The following is a 17,522-nucleotide window of genomic DNA, read 5'->3' as shown; positions in this document are numbered from 1 at the left end:
TTTTATTAAGTCTGATTTAATAGCTGAAAATTAAGCACTAAAATATAAATATTTTATTCATTGGCACTTTAATTAATATGGTTTAGCAGATTAATTTATTTATAATTCATAAAATTCATCAGTTTCGGCAAAACGCACCTCTGGCAATGCATCATTTTTAGCTTCTTCCAGAATATTTTGTAACTCTGTAAGCGGTTGCTGGCTTCTTTGCAGAATATCCCGTGCTAGTTTCACACATCTAGCTCGAATAAAAGAAATTTTGCTTACTTCGTAGTTATTACCATCAATAAAATTTATATAATTACACTCATGATAAATTTCTGGTAAATTTTCAATTAAAATATTAATATCATCATCAGTTAGCCAGTTTTGATTCAGCATTTCATTGATAACTGGTAATAGATTTACTATACCAATTAATTTTACTGACTCTACATGATTAATCAATTTTTTAATTAACGGACGAATCACTTTTCTATTTGATAGTTTATCTCCCCACTGAAGAATTGCATTAGCAGCATCCGCAACTATTAATTCATCTTTGCTTTTCAAACCCTTTTTAATAATATCGATAATCTGTTTCTGCCATTGCGAATTGTTTAAAACAAATGGAATAAATGCCCTAATTAAATAGCATGGAAAATGATTTCTAGTATAGAACTTCTTAAGTTTTTCAAAATTATCTTGGTTTAAAGATTTTTCAGGAAAATATTGCACCAAATAATATAAAATACGACTTATAAATTTTACTTTTTCCTCTGCATGCATATATTCAGGATCAAGCATCTTTACTATATCTTCTATATTTTGTTCTTTATCATATTTCCAACTCGTAAAATAATCGAAATATTCGATTACTACCCTAATATTAGGTATTAATTCTTTTTTTTGCCATGCAAGTGTATTAAGTAATGTTTTGAGAAAACGAAAATCATCAGAAGGAGGTACAGTAAATACTTTATCTTTAATGAAACTATATACTTGTTCTGTATTTTTTTCAGGTGGCAAATTTATAAAAAAACTGGGATAAATGTTATTTTTATCAAGTAAATTCTGATAATCAGAATTTTTGCCATATAAATTTCGAATTAATTGTTTTTTTTCATGTTCATAAAGAAATTTTTTATTAATCAAAGGAAGAATACGATCCACTATTTCGAAATTGATTTCAGATTCATTTATACTATTTATATTATTAATAAGTTCACTAATTGCATAATTAAGTTTGTTTTCAGCTTTACGTTTACCAGGATACTGAATTATTGGATTTAACCCATTATTCTGTACAGGAAACTGCAATGCATCTGTAATAAGTTCACAGTGTTGATTAATAGGAATACTTTGCAATGAATAATTGAATAAATCAGTTATTGATTTTTTTAAAATAGAAGATTTATAACAATCATTCTTACCTAAATCTAAAGCCAATCTGTAATATTTTCTGGCTTCTTCTGATGAAAGCCTAGGCTGAAATCTGGCTAAAATTTCAATAAATATTGATAAACGTTCAATACTATATGATGAGCTGTTGTTATGACTATATTCTTCAATTACTTTATTTTGCCAATATACTACAGCTTCGAAGCAGCATTTGACAAATTTATCTACCTCTTCATCAGGTAATTGGGCAATTGCTATTCTATTAAAGATTTTCCGTACATTTTCAAACTCCTTATTATCACCAATTTGTATTAGTAAAAAAAATTTCTTCCAATAATTTTTTTCAATAGAATTAGCTATATCAAGTGCAATTTTTTTAGCAATTGCATAATTTGTCCATCGAACAGGCAAACCGACAATATTAGTAATATTATCAAACAAAATTTCCGGGGGAATTTTCATATTAGAAATAAACTTTATTGTTGAAGAATTATCAATAATTTTTCCCGGATTAAAAGATGCTTCTAAAATAGGTTCCTCTTGCTCTTCAATACAATCTGATATTTCTTTTTTTAAGAAATCAATTATGTCATATGGATTACAATTTTGCTGACTATAAGCTTTGACTTTAAATTCTTCTAAATTTACTATACTTTTCATCATATGTGCCCAGGCTAATCTTGATAGTATAAAAATTGAATTTCTGTTATTACGATAGCCACGTACAAGTTCTGCATAAACTTCATTTATTAAGCCGGCACTTTCTCTATAACGAGCTAATTCTGATAAAATAAATGCTTTCCTTAGTTTCCAAACTGGGTCAGCTCCTTGTATTTTATCTACTAATTTTTCCATTAGCGGATAATTTAATTCATCCCGAGCTACAAGAACTTGGTGGTAATAAAGTTCAACAAGACCTTCATTCCAATACTCACGGTGTTCTGTTAAAATTTTAGTGGTTTTATCAATAATCTCTTGCTGGTCAGAATCTTTTTTTGTGGACCGGGTACATTTAAGTAAATACAAAGCTATTTCTAATTGCTGCTTTAAAGACAAACCACTATTAGCATCAGATTCACATATTGCCAATAACATTTTTTGGAAATTTGAGCTGATATTGTAATAAAAAATAATCCCATATCTCCAAACCATTTCATAAAGCAGCTTGTTTTTTATTGAATTTTCCAGTTCTGGAATCAATAATATGCATATATAATTCTGTAATTGATGAAATATATCTAATCTTAATGAATATGGACAGATAATCCAGTCCGGATATGATTCTCTATCCATTCTTAAAGCGGGAAGAGCTTTTTCTATTTCTATTTGATTGTATGGATAAAGCGTAATAATTTCATTGAAATGTTCAGGAGTCCAATCCCAAGCTTTCTTTACCTCTAAGTTTGACAGTTGTGTTAAAAACAATTCAATTGCCATTTTATGTTTTAAATCTCTATTATCGATATCGGCAACAAGCTCAAATAAATCAATAGGTGCTACATTCAAACTTTCCAGATACTTACGTTTAGCAGAAGATAAATTCAATGCACCTACCAGATAAATACGTCGCGCATTGCTTTGAAGATTATCCCTTACCCAGCCTATCCATTGGAGAAAATTCGGATCATCTCCTGAAAAGCCTATCAGACATAATTCATTTTCTACAAATACCTGCCGGACAAAATTAACAAAAATGCCGTATTTCTGCGGATAATGACGGTAATCTTCCTGGGTAAAAATCAAATCGTTACTGAGATTAATTGTGCCATGCAATTTTACAATCCGGGGGGGATGACAGCAAGCTAAATCCTCCTGTTTATTGACTACATCATAGACAGGTTCATGTATATCTCTGACCGCACGCTCCAGCAATGTATCCCAGTTTGTGGTTAATACTTCAGTCCAGGGTAATGTTAATAACTGCTGATAAAGCTCTGCCGGCTGCCATATTTCATCATCAATTTCATTTTTCAATAAATCATTCAGTGTCTGCTTACCAAAGTAATCCTGATACATTTGTGCCAGACGTAAAGCATCTGTATGCTCCTCCTCTCCAAGTTCTTCAGCAATTTTTTTAGCCAAATTTGCCCAGATTGGCATTTTCTTATTGATATCCTGTGTTGTAGCAGCACTGCGGCTAAAGCCCGCACCAACCATAATGGCTACTCCATGACCATCATCTTCACTCTGCCACAATGCCTGTGCCAGCTTTTGAATTAAGGGATAATCAATTATTTTGGTAATATCTCTTTCAGTCATAGTCTGTTTCCCCCCTGAGAAATCAATTAATACATTGAGAAACCATGTTGGACATTTTCTGTTAAGTGAATTTACTGTTAGTTCAGCAAAATAGCTGCTGTAAATTTCAAAACTGACTTAATCAAACAAACACGGCTTATCTATAGTGTAATCAGCATCAATAAAGTGTAATTTTACTCTAAAAAACACCGTTATAGCTGTCAATATCCCTATTCCGGCTGCTTGAATTTAACATGGGTTAGCAGAAGCTAAGAAATAATTTCCAGCTTACATAAACAAGCTTAGTTTTAAAAAAAATTAAGGGTAGTAATCAACTAGCTATTAGTAAAAATCCTCGGTGTTATACTAAAATCCTGATTAACATCCGCTTAAAAATCATCATTATAGTTAAATACTGCCTTATGCAATAATGTAAGCGACTGATGCTCTGGCAGTGTTAATCCTCTGCTGGTTTCCAGCTAAACTATAATTTGATTTAATGTCTGGATTAATCGACCCATTTCTGGAATTAACGATGGCATGGGTCTGGTCATATGCCCTAGATACGTTGGGTTTGCTCAATGAGACCAAATAGGAATGATAGTATTTTTTACATTATCAATATAGGATTCGATACTTGCGGGCGTTTCAGGAACGATTAAAGTCGAAAAGATATTATCTGACTCTTCTTTTTTGTTATAAGAGTTAGCCACATCTTTTTGCTCAGTAAATTTCCTAATACGCTAAATAATTTATTGCTGCAAATAAGTAACGGACGGTTCAAATATTTTTTTTGATAGAAAAATTTTGTTGATTGAATGTCATCGTGTTACTTAATGTTTTAATAGTTATAGTGTTAATGCTAATCGGACTGATTTTGGACGACTCTGGTTGCCAAAAATGCGGCAAAAAAAGCGATCACAACAGAACCAGTGATTATGACAAAATATCCCCACTTTTGAGCAAAATAAAAACTTAAGGATGCAACAATTAAATCAAAGCCCCACAAAATTGCCATCTGAGCATTGGTGGCTGTAGTCGGTGCTACACTACTGGCAGCATTATCCAAAATAATGGTATGTAGGCAGGTACGAACAAACTGCAAACTAACAAAATACGGGAAAAATGAAAAATAAACTAACAAGGCATTATTATGACCAAGCGAGATAGGGATAAATGACAATAAACAGCAAGCATAGAATATAATAGAAAACGACAAGCTTTGTTTCCGGGTCAATTTTCTAAGCTGACGATTACCAACGCAAACAGTTATCACCAAAATCATCGTACCGAATAATTTTAGCAAAAGGGCAGTATTAGCTAACGACCAGCCACTATCAAGCAGCGCTAGAGGCATCAGATTATAAGAGGGAGAAATGCCAAAAGGGATAATAACCAGCAAAGCACACCAGCTTTTCTTTCCCTTCCAGACTGAAACAATATTTTTCCAATAATTTTTGTCAGTAGTCTCAGAAATACGACTGTTTTTACTGAACTTATACTCATTAAAAAACCATATTTGCCTCCATGGAAATAAAAATGCCAAAAACCCAGAGAGAAAAATTATGCAGACACTCCAGCTTGTGTAAGAATATAGCACCAACACAATGGCCCCACCGATAATATTGCCGTACATAAAACCGCTAACATCTAGACTAGCAATAAGATCTCTCTCATGCTCTTCAGAAATGTTGCTGGTTAAGTTTGCCAACGCCAAATCTTGCGTGAGGATAATAAATGAAAAAAATAAAATGGCCAACAAAACTAATAAATAATTATTAACCGGATCAATAAAAGCAATCGCAAATAAACCCAATATCATCAAAAATTGCGCAATCAACAGCCAGTTCCGATAATGGCCTGAAGATGTTTTTAAATATTTATCAATAAACGGCGCCCATAACACTTTAAAGCTAAGTGGCAAAGACATGAGTGGAATAAGGCTTAATTTATCCAGCGCAATACCTTTATTGCGTAAAATTAAAAACAAACCACTAGCCAAAAATCCAGAGCCAATATACCTCGTGTAATATAAAGTAAAAAATAATTTCTGAATCTGTTTGGGGATGTTTTTGATCTCTTTATGGGACATTTTATTACAAACCTCAACGTGACAAAGATTAATTATGTCCAGCGATTGCTATTTTTAATCCTTTAGAGAGCGGGATTAAGCATATCAATACCAGGATTGCAGAAAAAATAAATGGGTAACCATCGCTATTTGGTAAGGGTTGATTAACCGTAAAGTAATACATACTGGTAGCACAAACTGGCCCTAATACAGCCCAAAAACTGGTAATAGACGATAATGCCCCCATTAGCTGCCCTTGCTCAGAATCAGCAACCTGCGACGAAAAAATACTTACCATGGAGGAGTTACTGATGCTTGAAAAACTATAAATCATCATCGCCATATATATCGCTAAAATACTATTGGAAAGAGCAATACATATCAACCCCAGCGCAAATAAAATGAAACCTAACAGAGGAATCTGACGATCGCTTAGTACATAGCGGACCAGCTTAAGCAAAACTGTTTGGGCAAATAAGCCACCGACCCCAAGGATAACAAAAGAGGTTGCAATTTGACTATCATTCCATGTAAAACGATATTTTGTAAAAAACGGCCACAGAGTAATAGAGAACTGCGTCGCAAACATAAAAATAATTTGCACAATAAACAGATGAAATAAACCTTTATACTTAAGAAAATAGGCTACCGAAGAGAACGGATTATCAACTTTGAATGCTCTTCTCTTGTCTTTAGGCAGCGTCTCCTTAAATAAGAAAATAACACACAGTAACCCCAGCAAGCTAAAAATGGCGGCAACATAAAAAGGAACTCTTATCCCTGGCTGAACAACAACTGCTGAGATAGCCGGTCCGATAACTAAGCCCAAACTCATTACACCAAAAATAAACCCATAATTCTGCATTTTACTTTTTTCATCGCTCATATCCGCGACACTTGCCAAAGAAACAATGACGGAAGAGCCGGCAATACCAGCGATAATTCGGGCTAGAAATAAAAGATTCAGATTTTGGCTAATCGCATATAAAAAATAATCGAGGGTGAATGCCGTGAAGCAAATAATTAAAATTGGCTTGCGACCAAATTTATCGGAAATAGCCCCCATTACTGGCGCAAAAATAAACTGCATAATACCAAAAGTCGCTAGCAGCCACCCACCGATAAGCGCATTATCTGCGACACTCTCGTGAGTTACCGATTCCAGCAAAGAGGGAATAATCGGGTAGATAAGAAATAAACCAATCTGGTCTAAAAAAACGGTTATCAACAAGCAAATAAACGATAAAGACAAGGTCTTCTTTTGCATACCAACCTCACAATAACAATTTACTGAAAGATTTACTACCCAATTTCAAAGATGCAGAGTAAACGACTAAGAATGTTGCAACACATTAAGCTGTCTATACTGCTTAATTCACAATGGGCAATAACATTAATGTGGCAGATGGAGTTAGTTTTGCTGGAGATGCCAAAACTCCTTATAAATCCCATCTTGTTGCAATAACTGCTGATGAGTACCACTTTCCACTATTTCGCCTTTATCAATTACTACAATTTGCTTAGCTCCGATGATAGTTGAAAGCCGATGGGCAATAACTAATACTGTTTTCCCTTGTACGAGCTTATTAATCACCTTTTGCACTGCCAGTTCATTCTCAGTATCGAGAGCGGCAGTTGGCTCATCGAGGATAAGAATAGGTGCATTTTTCAAAATGGCTCTGGCAATAGAGATACGCTGCCTTTCCCCACCAGAGAGACTTTTGCCAATATCATTCAGTTGTGTTTGATAACCGTCGCGAAAATTCTGGATAAATTCGTGGCAATTCGCCTGTTTACAAACTTCGATGACTTCCTCGTCGCTAGCGGATAATTTTGCCATTCTGATATTATTAATAATGGTATCCTGAAACAAATAAACATCCTGAAATACGACAGAGACTAGACTCATTAACTGCCTCTGAGACATATCTCGTATATCAATACCACCGATTTTAATACTGCCTGATATTACATCAGCAAACCGGAGAATAAGCTTGGTTATTGTAGTTTTACCGCAGCCACTGGCACCGACCAGAGCGGTTAATGCTTTTTCCGGGATATGAAGGGATATATTCTTAAGTACGTACTTGTCCTGACTCCGGTACGAAAAGTTAACTCTTTCAAATTCAATATTATAGTGCTCAGGCATAATCTCTGCCTTTTTTTCAGGTAATGACGGTGCATTCAACAGTTCCTGCAATTTTTCATACCCTATAACCAATGATTCAAGCATCGATGACATTTGTACAAAAAAGTTTAATACATCTGTGGAACGGGCAACGATTAATAACACGCAGGCTAGCAAGAGGTAGGAAATGGTTGCAGCATTCACCAAATACGCACCTAACGAGATGATAAGGATTAAACCAGCTTGAATCACGATGGTTATAATTAAATTAGGTTTTTCCCCTTTTTTCGTGCCAATGCGCAGTATATTTGCCACATCTGTTGTTACCTTAACAAACTCTGTCATCTTTTCTTCGGTTTGGCCTGTCGATTTTAATACATCAAGTCCTTGTACAAACTCGACAGCTTCACCTTTTAATTTTGCATTGGCTTCTGCCAGAATGCTAAAACCTCTGCGATAGGCCTTCCTGCGCCACAGATAGAGTGGAATTGCCATTGGAAAAACCAAGAGCATCATCAAAGAAAGTTGCCAGCTGTAAAATAACAAGGCAATTGCAGCTGACAGTGGTATAACCACGCCGGTAATGATGATATTGAGCAGCATAAATGTAAATACTGCCGCTTCATTTACGCTTTGCATCATAAGGTGATTTATTTCGCCAGATCTAAACTGACTTAAATAATCTAAGGAAATATTACGTAACTTATTGCCTAATTTTTCCCTTAACTCGGTAACGGCTAAGGTCGAATAACCATCCGCATCATAGCGTTCACAAAGCACCTTAAAAATAAAACTACCCGCCAGTAGAACAACGACAATAATTAAATGAGTGAGTGTTGCAGTAATATTTTTGGCTTCTAGCGCAGCAAATAAGGGATATAGTAAAACCAGCGAAATGCCAAACAGACAAGAGGAAATCACAGTATAAATCAGACTGCGGATCAATATTTTCTTTTGCTTACCTGCCGCATTAATTAAGCCAGTATACGTTGTCAGCAATGATTTTGTTGTGCGTGTGTGTGTATTAAGATACTCTTTCATCACTTTTCTCCATCAGCCAAATTATTGACTGGAATCGACCAACTTTTTGCTTTGTTATACTCTTGCCACAACAATTTATAGTCACTAGAATTTTCGATTAAATCATTATGTGTCCCATGAGTTTTAATCATCCCTTTATCCAATAATATTATTTGGTCGGCATTGACAATCGTCGATAAGCGGTGAGTTACCATAATGACAGTTTTATTTCTATCAATTAGACGGTTAAAGGCTTTTAACAACAAAGCTTCATTTCGGGCATCAGAAAAAGCCGTCGGTTCATCTAAAATAACGATTGGTCGATTTTGCAGAAAAACCCGGGCAATGGTGATTCTCTGTTTCTGACCACCTGATAATAGCTGCCCTCTTTCTCCTGCCAGAGTGTTATACTGTTCAGGAAGGGTCAGAATGAAGTCGTGAATTTCAGCTTTTTTGGCGGCTTCAATAACGTCATCGTCAGAGATACCGTTTAACCCATAGCGTATGTTATCTGCGATCGAACACGAGAATAAAAAGTTATCCTGAAAGACAAATGAAATTCTCGACATAAGTTCAGCGTATTCAATATCTTTTATATTCACGCCACCTAAAGTTATCGTTCCAGAGGTTGTATCAAGAAAGCGAGGAATGAGATTAGCCAGCGTTGTCTTGCCAGAACCAGATGTACCTATAAGAACAGTAAATGAATTTTCAGGAATTTTGATATTGATATTGGATAAAACAGTGCCAGAATTCTGGTAAGAAAACCCAACGTTTTTAAAAATAATCTCATTATTGTCAGGTAATAGCGGGTTGGTGGGAGCCTTTAAAATTGGCAGATTTTCAACTTCAAATATCCTTTCTATTGCTGCTTTTGACTTTTGTAATATCTGAAACAGGCTCATCACAGGATAAACACTTTCTGCAATACCGATCGCCAGCAATAAAAAACAGAACGTCGTGATAAAAGAGATTTGGTCATTTAGCTGGGCTATGCTCAATCCAACAACTAATATGATACTCATCGGCATAGCAGAGAAAAGGCTGCGGGCAATTTTTGTAGACAATCGCATAGATTGCAACCAATGAAAGACCACCTGACTATAATTTTCCAGCGCTTTTTTATATTGACCGAATGCCCCCTCCCCGGCATCAAATGTTCTTACTGCACTCATTCCCTGAATATATTCAATGATTTTACCGTTGATTTGAATAGTTGCATTGTTATAGCTTTCCTTTAAAAGCTTAGCTTTTTTCATGATAAAACTCAGCAGCAGAAAAGTAACTAAAGTGATTGCAAATACAATGCTTGCAAAGACCCAATTAAAGATAAATAAAACGAGTAAGGTAAAAAATGGGGTAACGAATGCCTCAGCTTTTAAAGGCAGAGCATCAGCCACAAAAGCATGTAATTCTTTAATATCATCAATTAATGTTTTAACAAGATTCCCACTGCCCATGTTTCTAACCGTTTCAATCGGCAATTGATTGATTTTTTTGATAAGCCTGGTTCGTAATATTTCTTCTAGTTCAAATGCCGCATAGTGAGATTTATCGTGGGCATAAGTTCTCAGCGTATAAAAAAGAATGCTCAGCACAAGCAGAGAGAGAATGGGCAGTCCTGGGAAGACACTGGCATCCAACATTAATTGGTACAGGACCCAGATCAACATTAGCCAGATACTCAGTTTAAGCACCTGAGCAATTGATGCCAAAAATATAGAATAAGATACTTTATTCTTTACTGGCAGAAATATATCCGTATGATTCATAATAAAGTTTCTCCTTAGCCCATATCTATCATGCAATAAGAAAATCCGAATAGAAAAAAAGCTGTTTTTTTCTGATTATTCGTTAAGTTATGATTCTTTTAAATCATATATTCGGCAATTGATTATCATCTGATAAATTATTTACAATCAGACAGATAAAAAAATACATTGCCAAAGTAGAGTACTACTACTTTAGTTGCAGATTTTTTGGTAGGGTTAAGAAACTGATATTTTTATTTTTATTGTTATGCAAGCAGCGATTTATCTGCCTGTACAGAAAATTTATTATTCAGTCCAGCCTGCTTTTTCGCAGTCGTAAAGCATTAAGCAATACTGAAATCGAGCTCATTGCCATTGCCGCGCCGGCGATTACCGGGCTGAGCCAGCCAATTGCAGCCAGCGGGATTCCGAGAATATTATAGAAAAAAGCAAAAAACAGGTTTTGTTTAACGACACGTACAGTAGCGTGAGCCAGAGCCAGCGCATCGGCTACCTGAGTCACCGAATGACGCATCAGCGTAGCTGAAGCAGTATTGGTGGCCACATCTGCCCCGCCATACATGGCAAAGCTGACATCCGCCGCGGCCAGTGCCGGCGCATCGTTGATACCATCGCCGACCATCGCTACCACCTTGCCCTGCTGCATCAGCGCTCTCACCGCTTCGGCCTTGGCACGCGGATTCATTTCTGCCTGATAATAGCTGATACCCAGTTGTCTGGCAATGTATTCAACTACACTGTGCTGGTCACCGCTCATAATATGAATATCAATATTTTGCTGCTGTAAGCGTTTAATTGCACTGGCAGTGTCTTCTTTTAAAGCATCAGCAATGGCAAATGCACCTGCTATTTCATTATTAATAGCGACAACCACAATACTGGCAATCTGCCAGATTTCCTGCTGCTGTAATTGCCCGGGTATGCTGAAACCGCACCATGCAGGATTGCCGACTTTTACCGCGCCATAACCGTCTACTTGCGCCTGTGTACCCTGCCCGATTTCGCTGTGGCTATTGCTGGCGGTTAGTACCGGCAGGTTTTGCTGTTCAGCAGCCTGAATTACCGCCTGCGCCAGCGGATGAGTGGTGAGCTGTTCAGCGGCGGCAGCCAGTTGCAGAATAGTTTGCGCATCATACTGACAAGCGGGATTTCGCCACTGGGCAACAATCTGAGGTTTACCCTGAGTAAGAGTGCCGGTTTTATCCAGTACAACCGTATTGACCTGACTGGTACGCTCAAGTGAGGCTGCATCTTTAAACCATACTCCGTACCGCGCCGAGCGCCCCATACCCACCATCATCGCGGCCGGTGTGGCCAGACCCAGCGCACACGGACAGGCAATTACCAGTACGGCTACGCCGCGGGTCACTGCTTCGTTAAAATCACCACCAAACCACCAGTTCAGAATAAAAGTTAATACGGCTATGGCAACTACGGCAGGCACAAATACCATGGATACTTTATCAGCCAGCCGTGCAATCGGCGCTTTACTGCCCTGTGCCTGCGCCAGTGCCTGCATCATGTCACCCAGCAGAGTCTGACTGCCAAGGGTCTGTGCCTGATAGGTGAGACCGCCATTGCTCAGTAATGCACCGGCAAGTACTTTATCACCAGCCTGTTTCAGTAATGGTTTAGATTCACCGGTGAGATAGCTTTCATCACACCATGCTTCACCACTGTGCACAATGCCATCGGCAGCGATGCGGTTGCCGGCATTGGTTTGCAGGATGTCACCTTTCTGTATCTGGCTGAGCGGTACTTCCTGCCAGCCGTTGTCTGTTTGTCTGCGCACCATTTTCGGAGTTAGTTGCAGTAGCATGCTCATGCTGTTGAGGCTTTGTTTTTTAGTCCGCTGTTCCAGATATTTGCCCAGCGAAACAAAGGCAATTACCATCACGCTGGCTTCGAAATAGATATAGTGATGCGCATCATGCTGATGATTAAACAGCATAATACTGGAATAGAGCCAGATAGCGACCGTGCCCAGAGACACGAGTACATCCATATTGGCTACGCCGCCTTGCAGGGATTTAATCGCACTATTGTAAAACGGCCACGCCAGACCAATCTGGATAATCGAAGCGAGAACAAACTGCCACCATGGCGGCAGCATCCAGTGCTGTCCCAGCAGCATGCCCAGCATACCGATAACAAAAGGCAGAGCAATGATCCAGATAACCGCCAGACGCCACGGTATCGCTGTCGTTTTATGCTCCTCATTCTGCATTTCAGCCAGTGCTTCGATACTGGCACTGGTTACGGCTGTGGCTTTAAATCCGGTTTTTGCCACTATCTGAACTATATCGTCTGTACTCAGCAGCTTACTGTCAAAACAGGTTTGTAATTCATCACTGGCAAAGTTAACATCGGCAGCAATAATACCCTGCTGCCGACGCAATACTTTTTCTATGCGGTTGGCACAGGCCTGACAGTCCATGCCTTCAATGGCAAAGCGCGCTGTTTCGGCTGTATTGCCGTTAGTGTGCTGAGTTTGTTCCATGGTTCTGTCCTTCTGTTTTCCAGCCGCATATCTGAGGATTAAACTACATCAAAACCGGCAGCTTCAACCGCGGCTTTGAGGGTATCTACGTTAGTAAGGCTGTCGTCAAAGCCAATATCGGCAATACCGGTTGCAAAATTAACCGCCACAGTTTCCACACCCGGGCTGCCCTGCAGTGCTGATGTCACACTTTTGGCACAACCTTCGCAGGTCATACCGTCAATTTTAAACTGAACCATTTGCATTTCTGTCTCCTTATGGATTCGGGTTTAATAAAAAGTAGATAAAGTACAGCTTAAACCTTAACACTGTGATAGAGTCAAGCTTTACATATGCAAATTCAGATTTTTATCTTATGAATATCAGTGCCGCAGAAAAATTAACCGGTTTATCCAGTAAAACTATCCGTGATTATGAGGCTGCCGGACTGATTCAGCCTGTGCGCCAGAGTAATGGCTACCGCGATTACAGTGAAGCCGATATTGCCACACTGTGCTTTATCAGACATGCCCGCGAAGTAGATTTTTCGCTGGCGCAGATTGCCCAGCTGCTTGCATTACGCAACAATCCGCAGCGCACCAGTGCTGATGTGAAAGCACTGGCAGGTGAGCACATACAGCGTCTTAACCAGAAAATTAATGATTTATCCAGCATGAAAGAGACACTGGAAAACTGGTACAACCGCTGTGGCGGTGATGCTTCACCACACTGTGCGATTATCGACGGGCTGGATAAGCATGGTTATGCCGGTAGTCACAGTTAAGCCGGCTCCGGTTTGTGTTATCCGTTCAGGACTGGCTGTTATTCATAGTAACTAAAACTGTCTTTTTACTTAAAACAAGCTAAAATAGTCGCTTTTCGGCACTTTTCCCGGGCTTTATTGTTGCTATGCGTCTTACCCATATCAAGCTTTCCGGCTTTAAATCCTTTGTTGATCCCACCACGATTGCGGTACCGGGCAGACTGGTAGCGGTAATCGGACCAAACGGCTGCGGCAAAAGCAATGTGATTGATGCTGTGCGCTGGGTTCTGGGAGAAGCTTCCGCCCGGCAGTTGCGCGGCGAAAGCATGCAGGACGTGATTTTTAATGGTGCCAATACCCGCCGCCAGGCACCGCGTGCCAGTGTCGAACTGGTATTTGACAATAGTGACGGCCAGCTTCAGGGAGCATGGGGACAATATGCCGAAGTGGCGATAAAACGCCAGCTGACCCGTCAGGGCGATTCTACTTATTTCATTAATAATCAGGTTGTGCGCCGCCGTGATATTACCGATTTGTTTCTCGGAACTGGCGTTGGTGCCCGCGGTTACGCCGTTATTGAGCAGGGAATGATTTCCCGCATCATTGAAGCACGGCCGGAAGAGCTGCGTGCCCATATCGAAGAAGCCGCCGGCGTGTCTAAATACAAAGAACGCCGCCGTGAAACTGAAAATCGTCTTGCCGATACCCGTGAACATTTACAGCGACTGGCCGATTTACAAAGCGAGCTGGATCGTCAGGTAGAAAAACTCCGGCGACAGGCAAATACCGCACAGCGCTATCAGGAGCTGAAAGCTCAGATAGCCGATAAACAGAATTTATTTGATTACAGCCAGTGGCAGCAGGCTCTGCATCAGGCAGACAGTGCCACAGCACTTTACCAGCAGCATGGCAATGCACAGGAATCACTGAAGCTGCAACTGGAAACACTGGAACAGCAATTACAGCAGCTGCGCGAACAGGAACAGCAACAGCAACAGCGAGTACGCGAAGCTGAAATGCAGCGAGCCGGTCTGCGTGAACAATGGGCACGGCTGGAAGAACAGATTCGCCACCGGCGTGACTGGCAGCAGCGTATTGCCCGTGAACAGACTCAGGCACAAACTGAGCTGCAACGCCTGCACAATGAAAATATTCAGCAACAGCAACAGCTGGAATCGGCCAGTTCAGAACTGGAAGAACAGCAATTACAGCGTGAAGAATGGGCTTTACAGGCCGCCGAACATGAAGCGCGCATGCCTGAATTGGAAGAACTGGCTCATCAGGGCGAGCGCACTCGTCAGAACCAGCAAAATGAGCTGGCACGTCTGGAACGTGAACTGGCCATCAAACAACAGCAGCACCAGCATGCGACAGCGGCCATTGCTCAATTGCAGCAGCGCCGGCAGCGTCTGGAAGAAGAATTGACGCAACTGGCCTTACCGCAAAACGGAGAGCTGGAAACCGCCCGTGAGACAGCGGCAGAGCTGGAACATATTGTAACTACGCTGGAAGAGAACCTGCTGCAATATGAACAGCAGCGTGAAAGCGCACGGGAAGCACTGCTTCTGGCTCAGCAGCAATACCGGCAGCTGGACAAACAGCAGCTTACTCTTAGCGCACAGGTAGAAGCGTTAACAGCCATGCTTCCGCAAGCTGAGCGCAGCAGTATTGAAAAAGAAACAGATAGTAATATTCCTTTATTGTGGCAACATTTGCAGGTTGCCAAAAAATGGCAGCATGCGACAACCGTTGTCCTCGGACACAGACTACAGGCACAGTATACCGAACAGCTGCAACCTGGAGATACTCTGCCAGAACACACAACCGTCTGGGTTAATCAGACAGCTGAAACCAACCGGCAAAAATGGGCAACAAATGCCCTTTTACAGCATATAGAAGTTCAGGCTCCATTTTCCGAAGCCATACAATGCTGGCTCGGACAGGTATTTTGTGCAGAAACACTGGAAGAGGCTTTGCTCGGGCAGGCTGATTTACAGGCACAACAGCTTATTATTACTCCTGAAGGCCACTGCATAGATGCCATCAGTGTGACATTGTATGCTGAAGATAATGGCACCGGTCTGCTGCAACAGCAGCAGCAATTGCGCGAACAGCAACAGGCACTGCTTGCACTGGAACAACCTTTGCAGCAGGCTGCAGAAACCATGCAGCTGGCACAGCGCAACCTTGAGAACACGGAAGAACGGCTGAATCAGTGTCAGCAACAGCTTAAACAACAGCAACAGCGCTGGCAAACAGCCTCTGCTCAGGCTACTGAGTTACTGGCACGCACCAGCCAGGGACAACTGCGGCAGGAACATATTCAGCAGGAAAGCGCACAAATCATCAGTGAGCTGGCGCAACAGCAACATGTGCAGCAGCAAACGCAGGCTGATACTGAAAATCTTACACTCGCGGTAGAACAATTGCGTCCGCAATTACAAAATCATACTGCCAGCCAGCAAAACCAGCAGCAAACTTTGAAACAGAGCCAGCTGGCATTGCTGGAAGCGCGACGGCAGCAGGGTTTAGTAGAAATGGCTATAGTACGCCTGCAACAGCGGATTCAGACTGCCACACAGGAACAGCAGCGTATTGCATGCGAAACGGAACGCTGGCAGGAACGTCAGAGCGAGCTTGCACTCGGGATTGCCGAGCAGGAAATGGAAGACGAACAAACCCTGCAAACCGAAGAACTGAATACCCAAATCGATGCAGCTACTGAACAGTGTACAACTGCACAGCAAGTGCTTGAACAGCTCCAGCAGCAATTACAGCACATACAGCAACAGCAGCACAATCTCAACAGCCAGCTTCCGCAGTTACAGGCCGATACTCAGACTGCCTTGTTGCAGCAACAGGAAGCCTTGCTGAATGCCAGACGTTTTCACGAAACTCTGCAACAGAATCAGGCTGATCTGGAGCCATTAGCCGAACTGTTTAATCAGTCACAGCAGGCTGTACCGGAATTAAATCAGGAAATTGCGGCACTGGCACAGAAAATCAATGCACTGGGTGCGGTTAATCTGGCGGCATTACAGGAGCTGGAAGAAGCACATGAGCGCGCTGAGTATTATCAGACACAAACAGCGGATGTACAGGCGGCTATTGCCTTACTGGAAGAAGCCATCAGTACAATTGATGAAGAAACCAAAACCCGCTTTAAAACTACTTTTGATGCGGTAAACGAAAAAGTACAAAGCTACTTTCCTACCTTATTTGGTGGTGGTGAGGCCAGACTGGATATGGTCGGCGATGATTTACTCAGCGCCGGCGTATCCATTATGGCGCGTCCGCCGGGCAAGAAAAACAGCACTATTCATCTGCTTTCCGGCGGAGAAAAAGCCTTAACTGCCATGAGTCTGGTCTTTGCCCTGTTCAGCCTTAACCCCGCTCCGTTCTGTCTGCTGGATGAAGTAGATGCCCCGCTGGATGATGCCAATACCAGCCGTTTTTGCAATCTGGTTCAGCAAATGTCGGCACAGACTCAGTTCGTGTATATTTCCCATAACCGGCTGACGATGGAAATGGCCGAGCAGCTGGTAGGGGTAACCATGCAGGAAAAAGGTGTTTCGCGTATTGTTGAAGTCAATATCCGCCAGGCACTGGATATGGCTGAAGCTTAAGTGCGCAGATAACAGAATGGCACTAACTGCACAATACAGCTTCTG

At 40.7% G+C, this 17,522-nt stretch carries 9 protein-coding genes; 2 read left to right on the top strand and 7 right to left on the bottom strand.

Translation table 11 applies throughout. The features are described 5' to 3' along the window. Positions 1 to 99 precede the first annotated feature (99 nt). The 7 genes from H3U73_RS01950 to H3U73_RS01920 all read right to left on the bottom strand — a co-directional run bounded on the left by H3U73_RS01950 (position 100) and on the right by H3U73_RS01920 (position 13,354). On the bottom strand, positions 100 to 3,639 hold the full coding sequence (locus H3U73_RS01950) for an SIR2 family protein (RefSeq protein WP_198189938.1): 3,540 nt from the start codon (positions 3,637 to 3,639) through the stop codon (positions 100 to 102). 841 nt (positions 3,640 to 4,480) lie between these two features. Continuing rightward, positions 4,481 to 5,710 (bottom strand): MFS transporter, encoded by a 1,230-nt coding sequence (locus tag H3U73_RS01945; protein ID WP_084551995.1) that lies wholly within the window; start codon positions 5,708 to 5,710, stop codon positions 4,481 to 4,483. A gap of 28 nt (positions 5,711 to 5,738) precedes the next feature. Further along, positions 5,739 to 6,956, bottom strand: coding sequence for an MFS transporter (locus H3U73_RS01940; RefSeq protein ID WP_084551996.1), 1,218 nt, complete (start codon positions 6,954 to 6,956; stop codon positions 5,739 to 5,741). 144 nt (positions 6,957 to 7,100) lie between these two features. After that, the gene (locus H3U73_RS01935) at positions 7,101 to 8,858 is read right to left on the bottom strand and encodes an ABC transporter ATP-binding protein (RefSeq protein ID WP_198189937.1); all 1,758 of its coding nucleotides are present in this window, start codon (positions 8,856 to 8,858) and stop codon (positions 7,101 to 7,103) included. Beyond that, positions 8,858 to 10,609, bottom strand: a complete 1,752-nt coding sequence (locus H3U73_RS01930) for an ABC transporter ATP-binding protein (RefSeq protein ID WP_198189936.1) — start codon at positions 10,607 to 10,609, stop codon at positions 8,858 to 8,860. Before H3U73_RS01930 ends, H3U73_RS01935 begins: the two co-directional genes overlap by 1 nt. A gap of 289 nt (positions 10,610 to 10,898) precedes the next feature. Beyond that, a complete protein-coding gene (locus H3U73_RS01925; RefSeq protein WP_198189935.1) occupies positions 10,899 to 13,109 on the bottom strand; it encodes a cation-translocating P-type ATPase in 2,211 nt (736 codons plus the stop codon). 38 nt (positions 13,110 to 13,147) lie between these two features. Further along, positions 13,148 to 13,354, bottom strand: coding sequence for a heavy-metal-associated domain-containing protein (locus tag H3U73_RS01920; protein WP_025331110.1), 207 nt, complete (start codon positions 13,352 to 13,354; stop codon positions 13,148 to 13,150). A gap of 110 nt (positions 13,355 to 13,464) precedes the next feature. Between H3U73_RS01920 and H3U73_RS01915 the strand changes: the two genes are divergently transcribed. Together H3U73_RS01915 and smc are read left to right on the top strand one after the other, a co-directional pair. Beyond that, positions 13,465 to 13,872, top strand: coding sequence for a MerR family DNA-binding protein (locus tag H3U73_RS01915; protein ID WP_100125856.1), 408 nt, complete (start codon positions 13,465 to 13,467; stop codon positions 13,870 to 13,872). 125 nt (positions 13,873 to 13,997) lie between these two features. Further along, the gene (smc, locus tag H3U73_RS01910) at positions 13,998 to 17,477 is read left to right on the top strand and encodes a chromosome segregation protein SMC (RefSeq protein WP_198189934.1); all 3,480 of its coding nucleotides are present in this window, start codon (positions 13,998 to 14,000) and stop codon (positions 17,475 to 17,477) included. Positions 17,478 to 17,522: the final 45 nt, after the last annotated feature.

It is taken from the genome of Snodgrassella sp. W8124, from assembly GCF_016100875.1.
Lineage (GTDB): Bacteria > Pseudomonadota > Gammaproteobacteria > Burkholderiales > Neisseriaceae > Snodgrassella > Snodgrassella alvi.
This window is presented reverse-complemented; position numbering and strand designations above follow the sequence as displayed.

Coding starts and splice junctions, on each gene's coding strand:
- H3U73_RS01950 (WP_198189938.1), bottom strand. CDS start 3,639: ATGACTGAAAGAGATATTACCAAAATAATTGATTATCCCTTAATTCAA.
- H3U73_RS01945 (WP_084551995.1), bottom strand. CDS start 5,710: ATGTCCCATAAAGAGATCAAAAACATCCCCAAACAGATTCAGAAATTA.
- H3U73_RS01940 (WP_084551996.1), bottom strand. CDS start 6,956: ATGCAAAAGAAGACCTTGTCTTTATCGTTTATTTGCTTGTTGATAACC.
- H3U73_RS01935 (WP_198189937.1), bottom strand. CDS start 8,858: ATGAAAGAGTATCTTAATACACACACACGCACAACAAAATCATTGCTG.
- H3U73_RS01930 (WP_198189936.1), bottom strand. CDS start 10,609: ATGAATCATACGGATATATTTCTGCCAGTAAAGAATAAAGTATCTTAT.
- H3U73_RS01925 (WP_198189935.1), bottom strand. CDS start 13,109: ATGGAACAAACTCAGCACACTAACGGCAATACAGCCGAAACAGCGCGC.
- H3U73_RS01920 (WP_025331110.1), bottom strand. CDS start 13,354: ATGCAAATGGTTCAGTTTAAAATTGACGGTATGACCTGCGAAGGTTGT.
- H3U73_RS01915 (WP_100125856.1), top strand. CDS start 13,465: ATGAATATCAGTGCCGCAGAAAAATTAACCGGTTTATCCAGTAAAACT.
- smc (WP_198189934.1), top strand. CDS start 13,998: ATGCGTCTTACCCATATCAAGCTTTCCGGCTTTAAATCCTTTGTTGAT.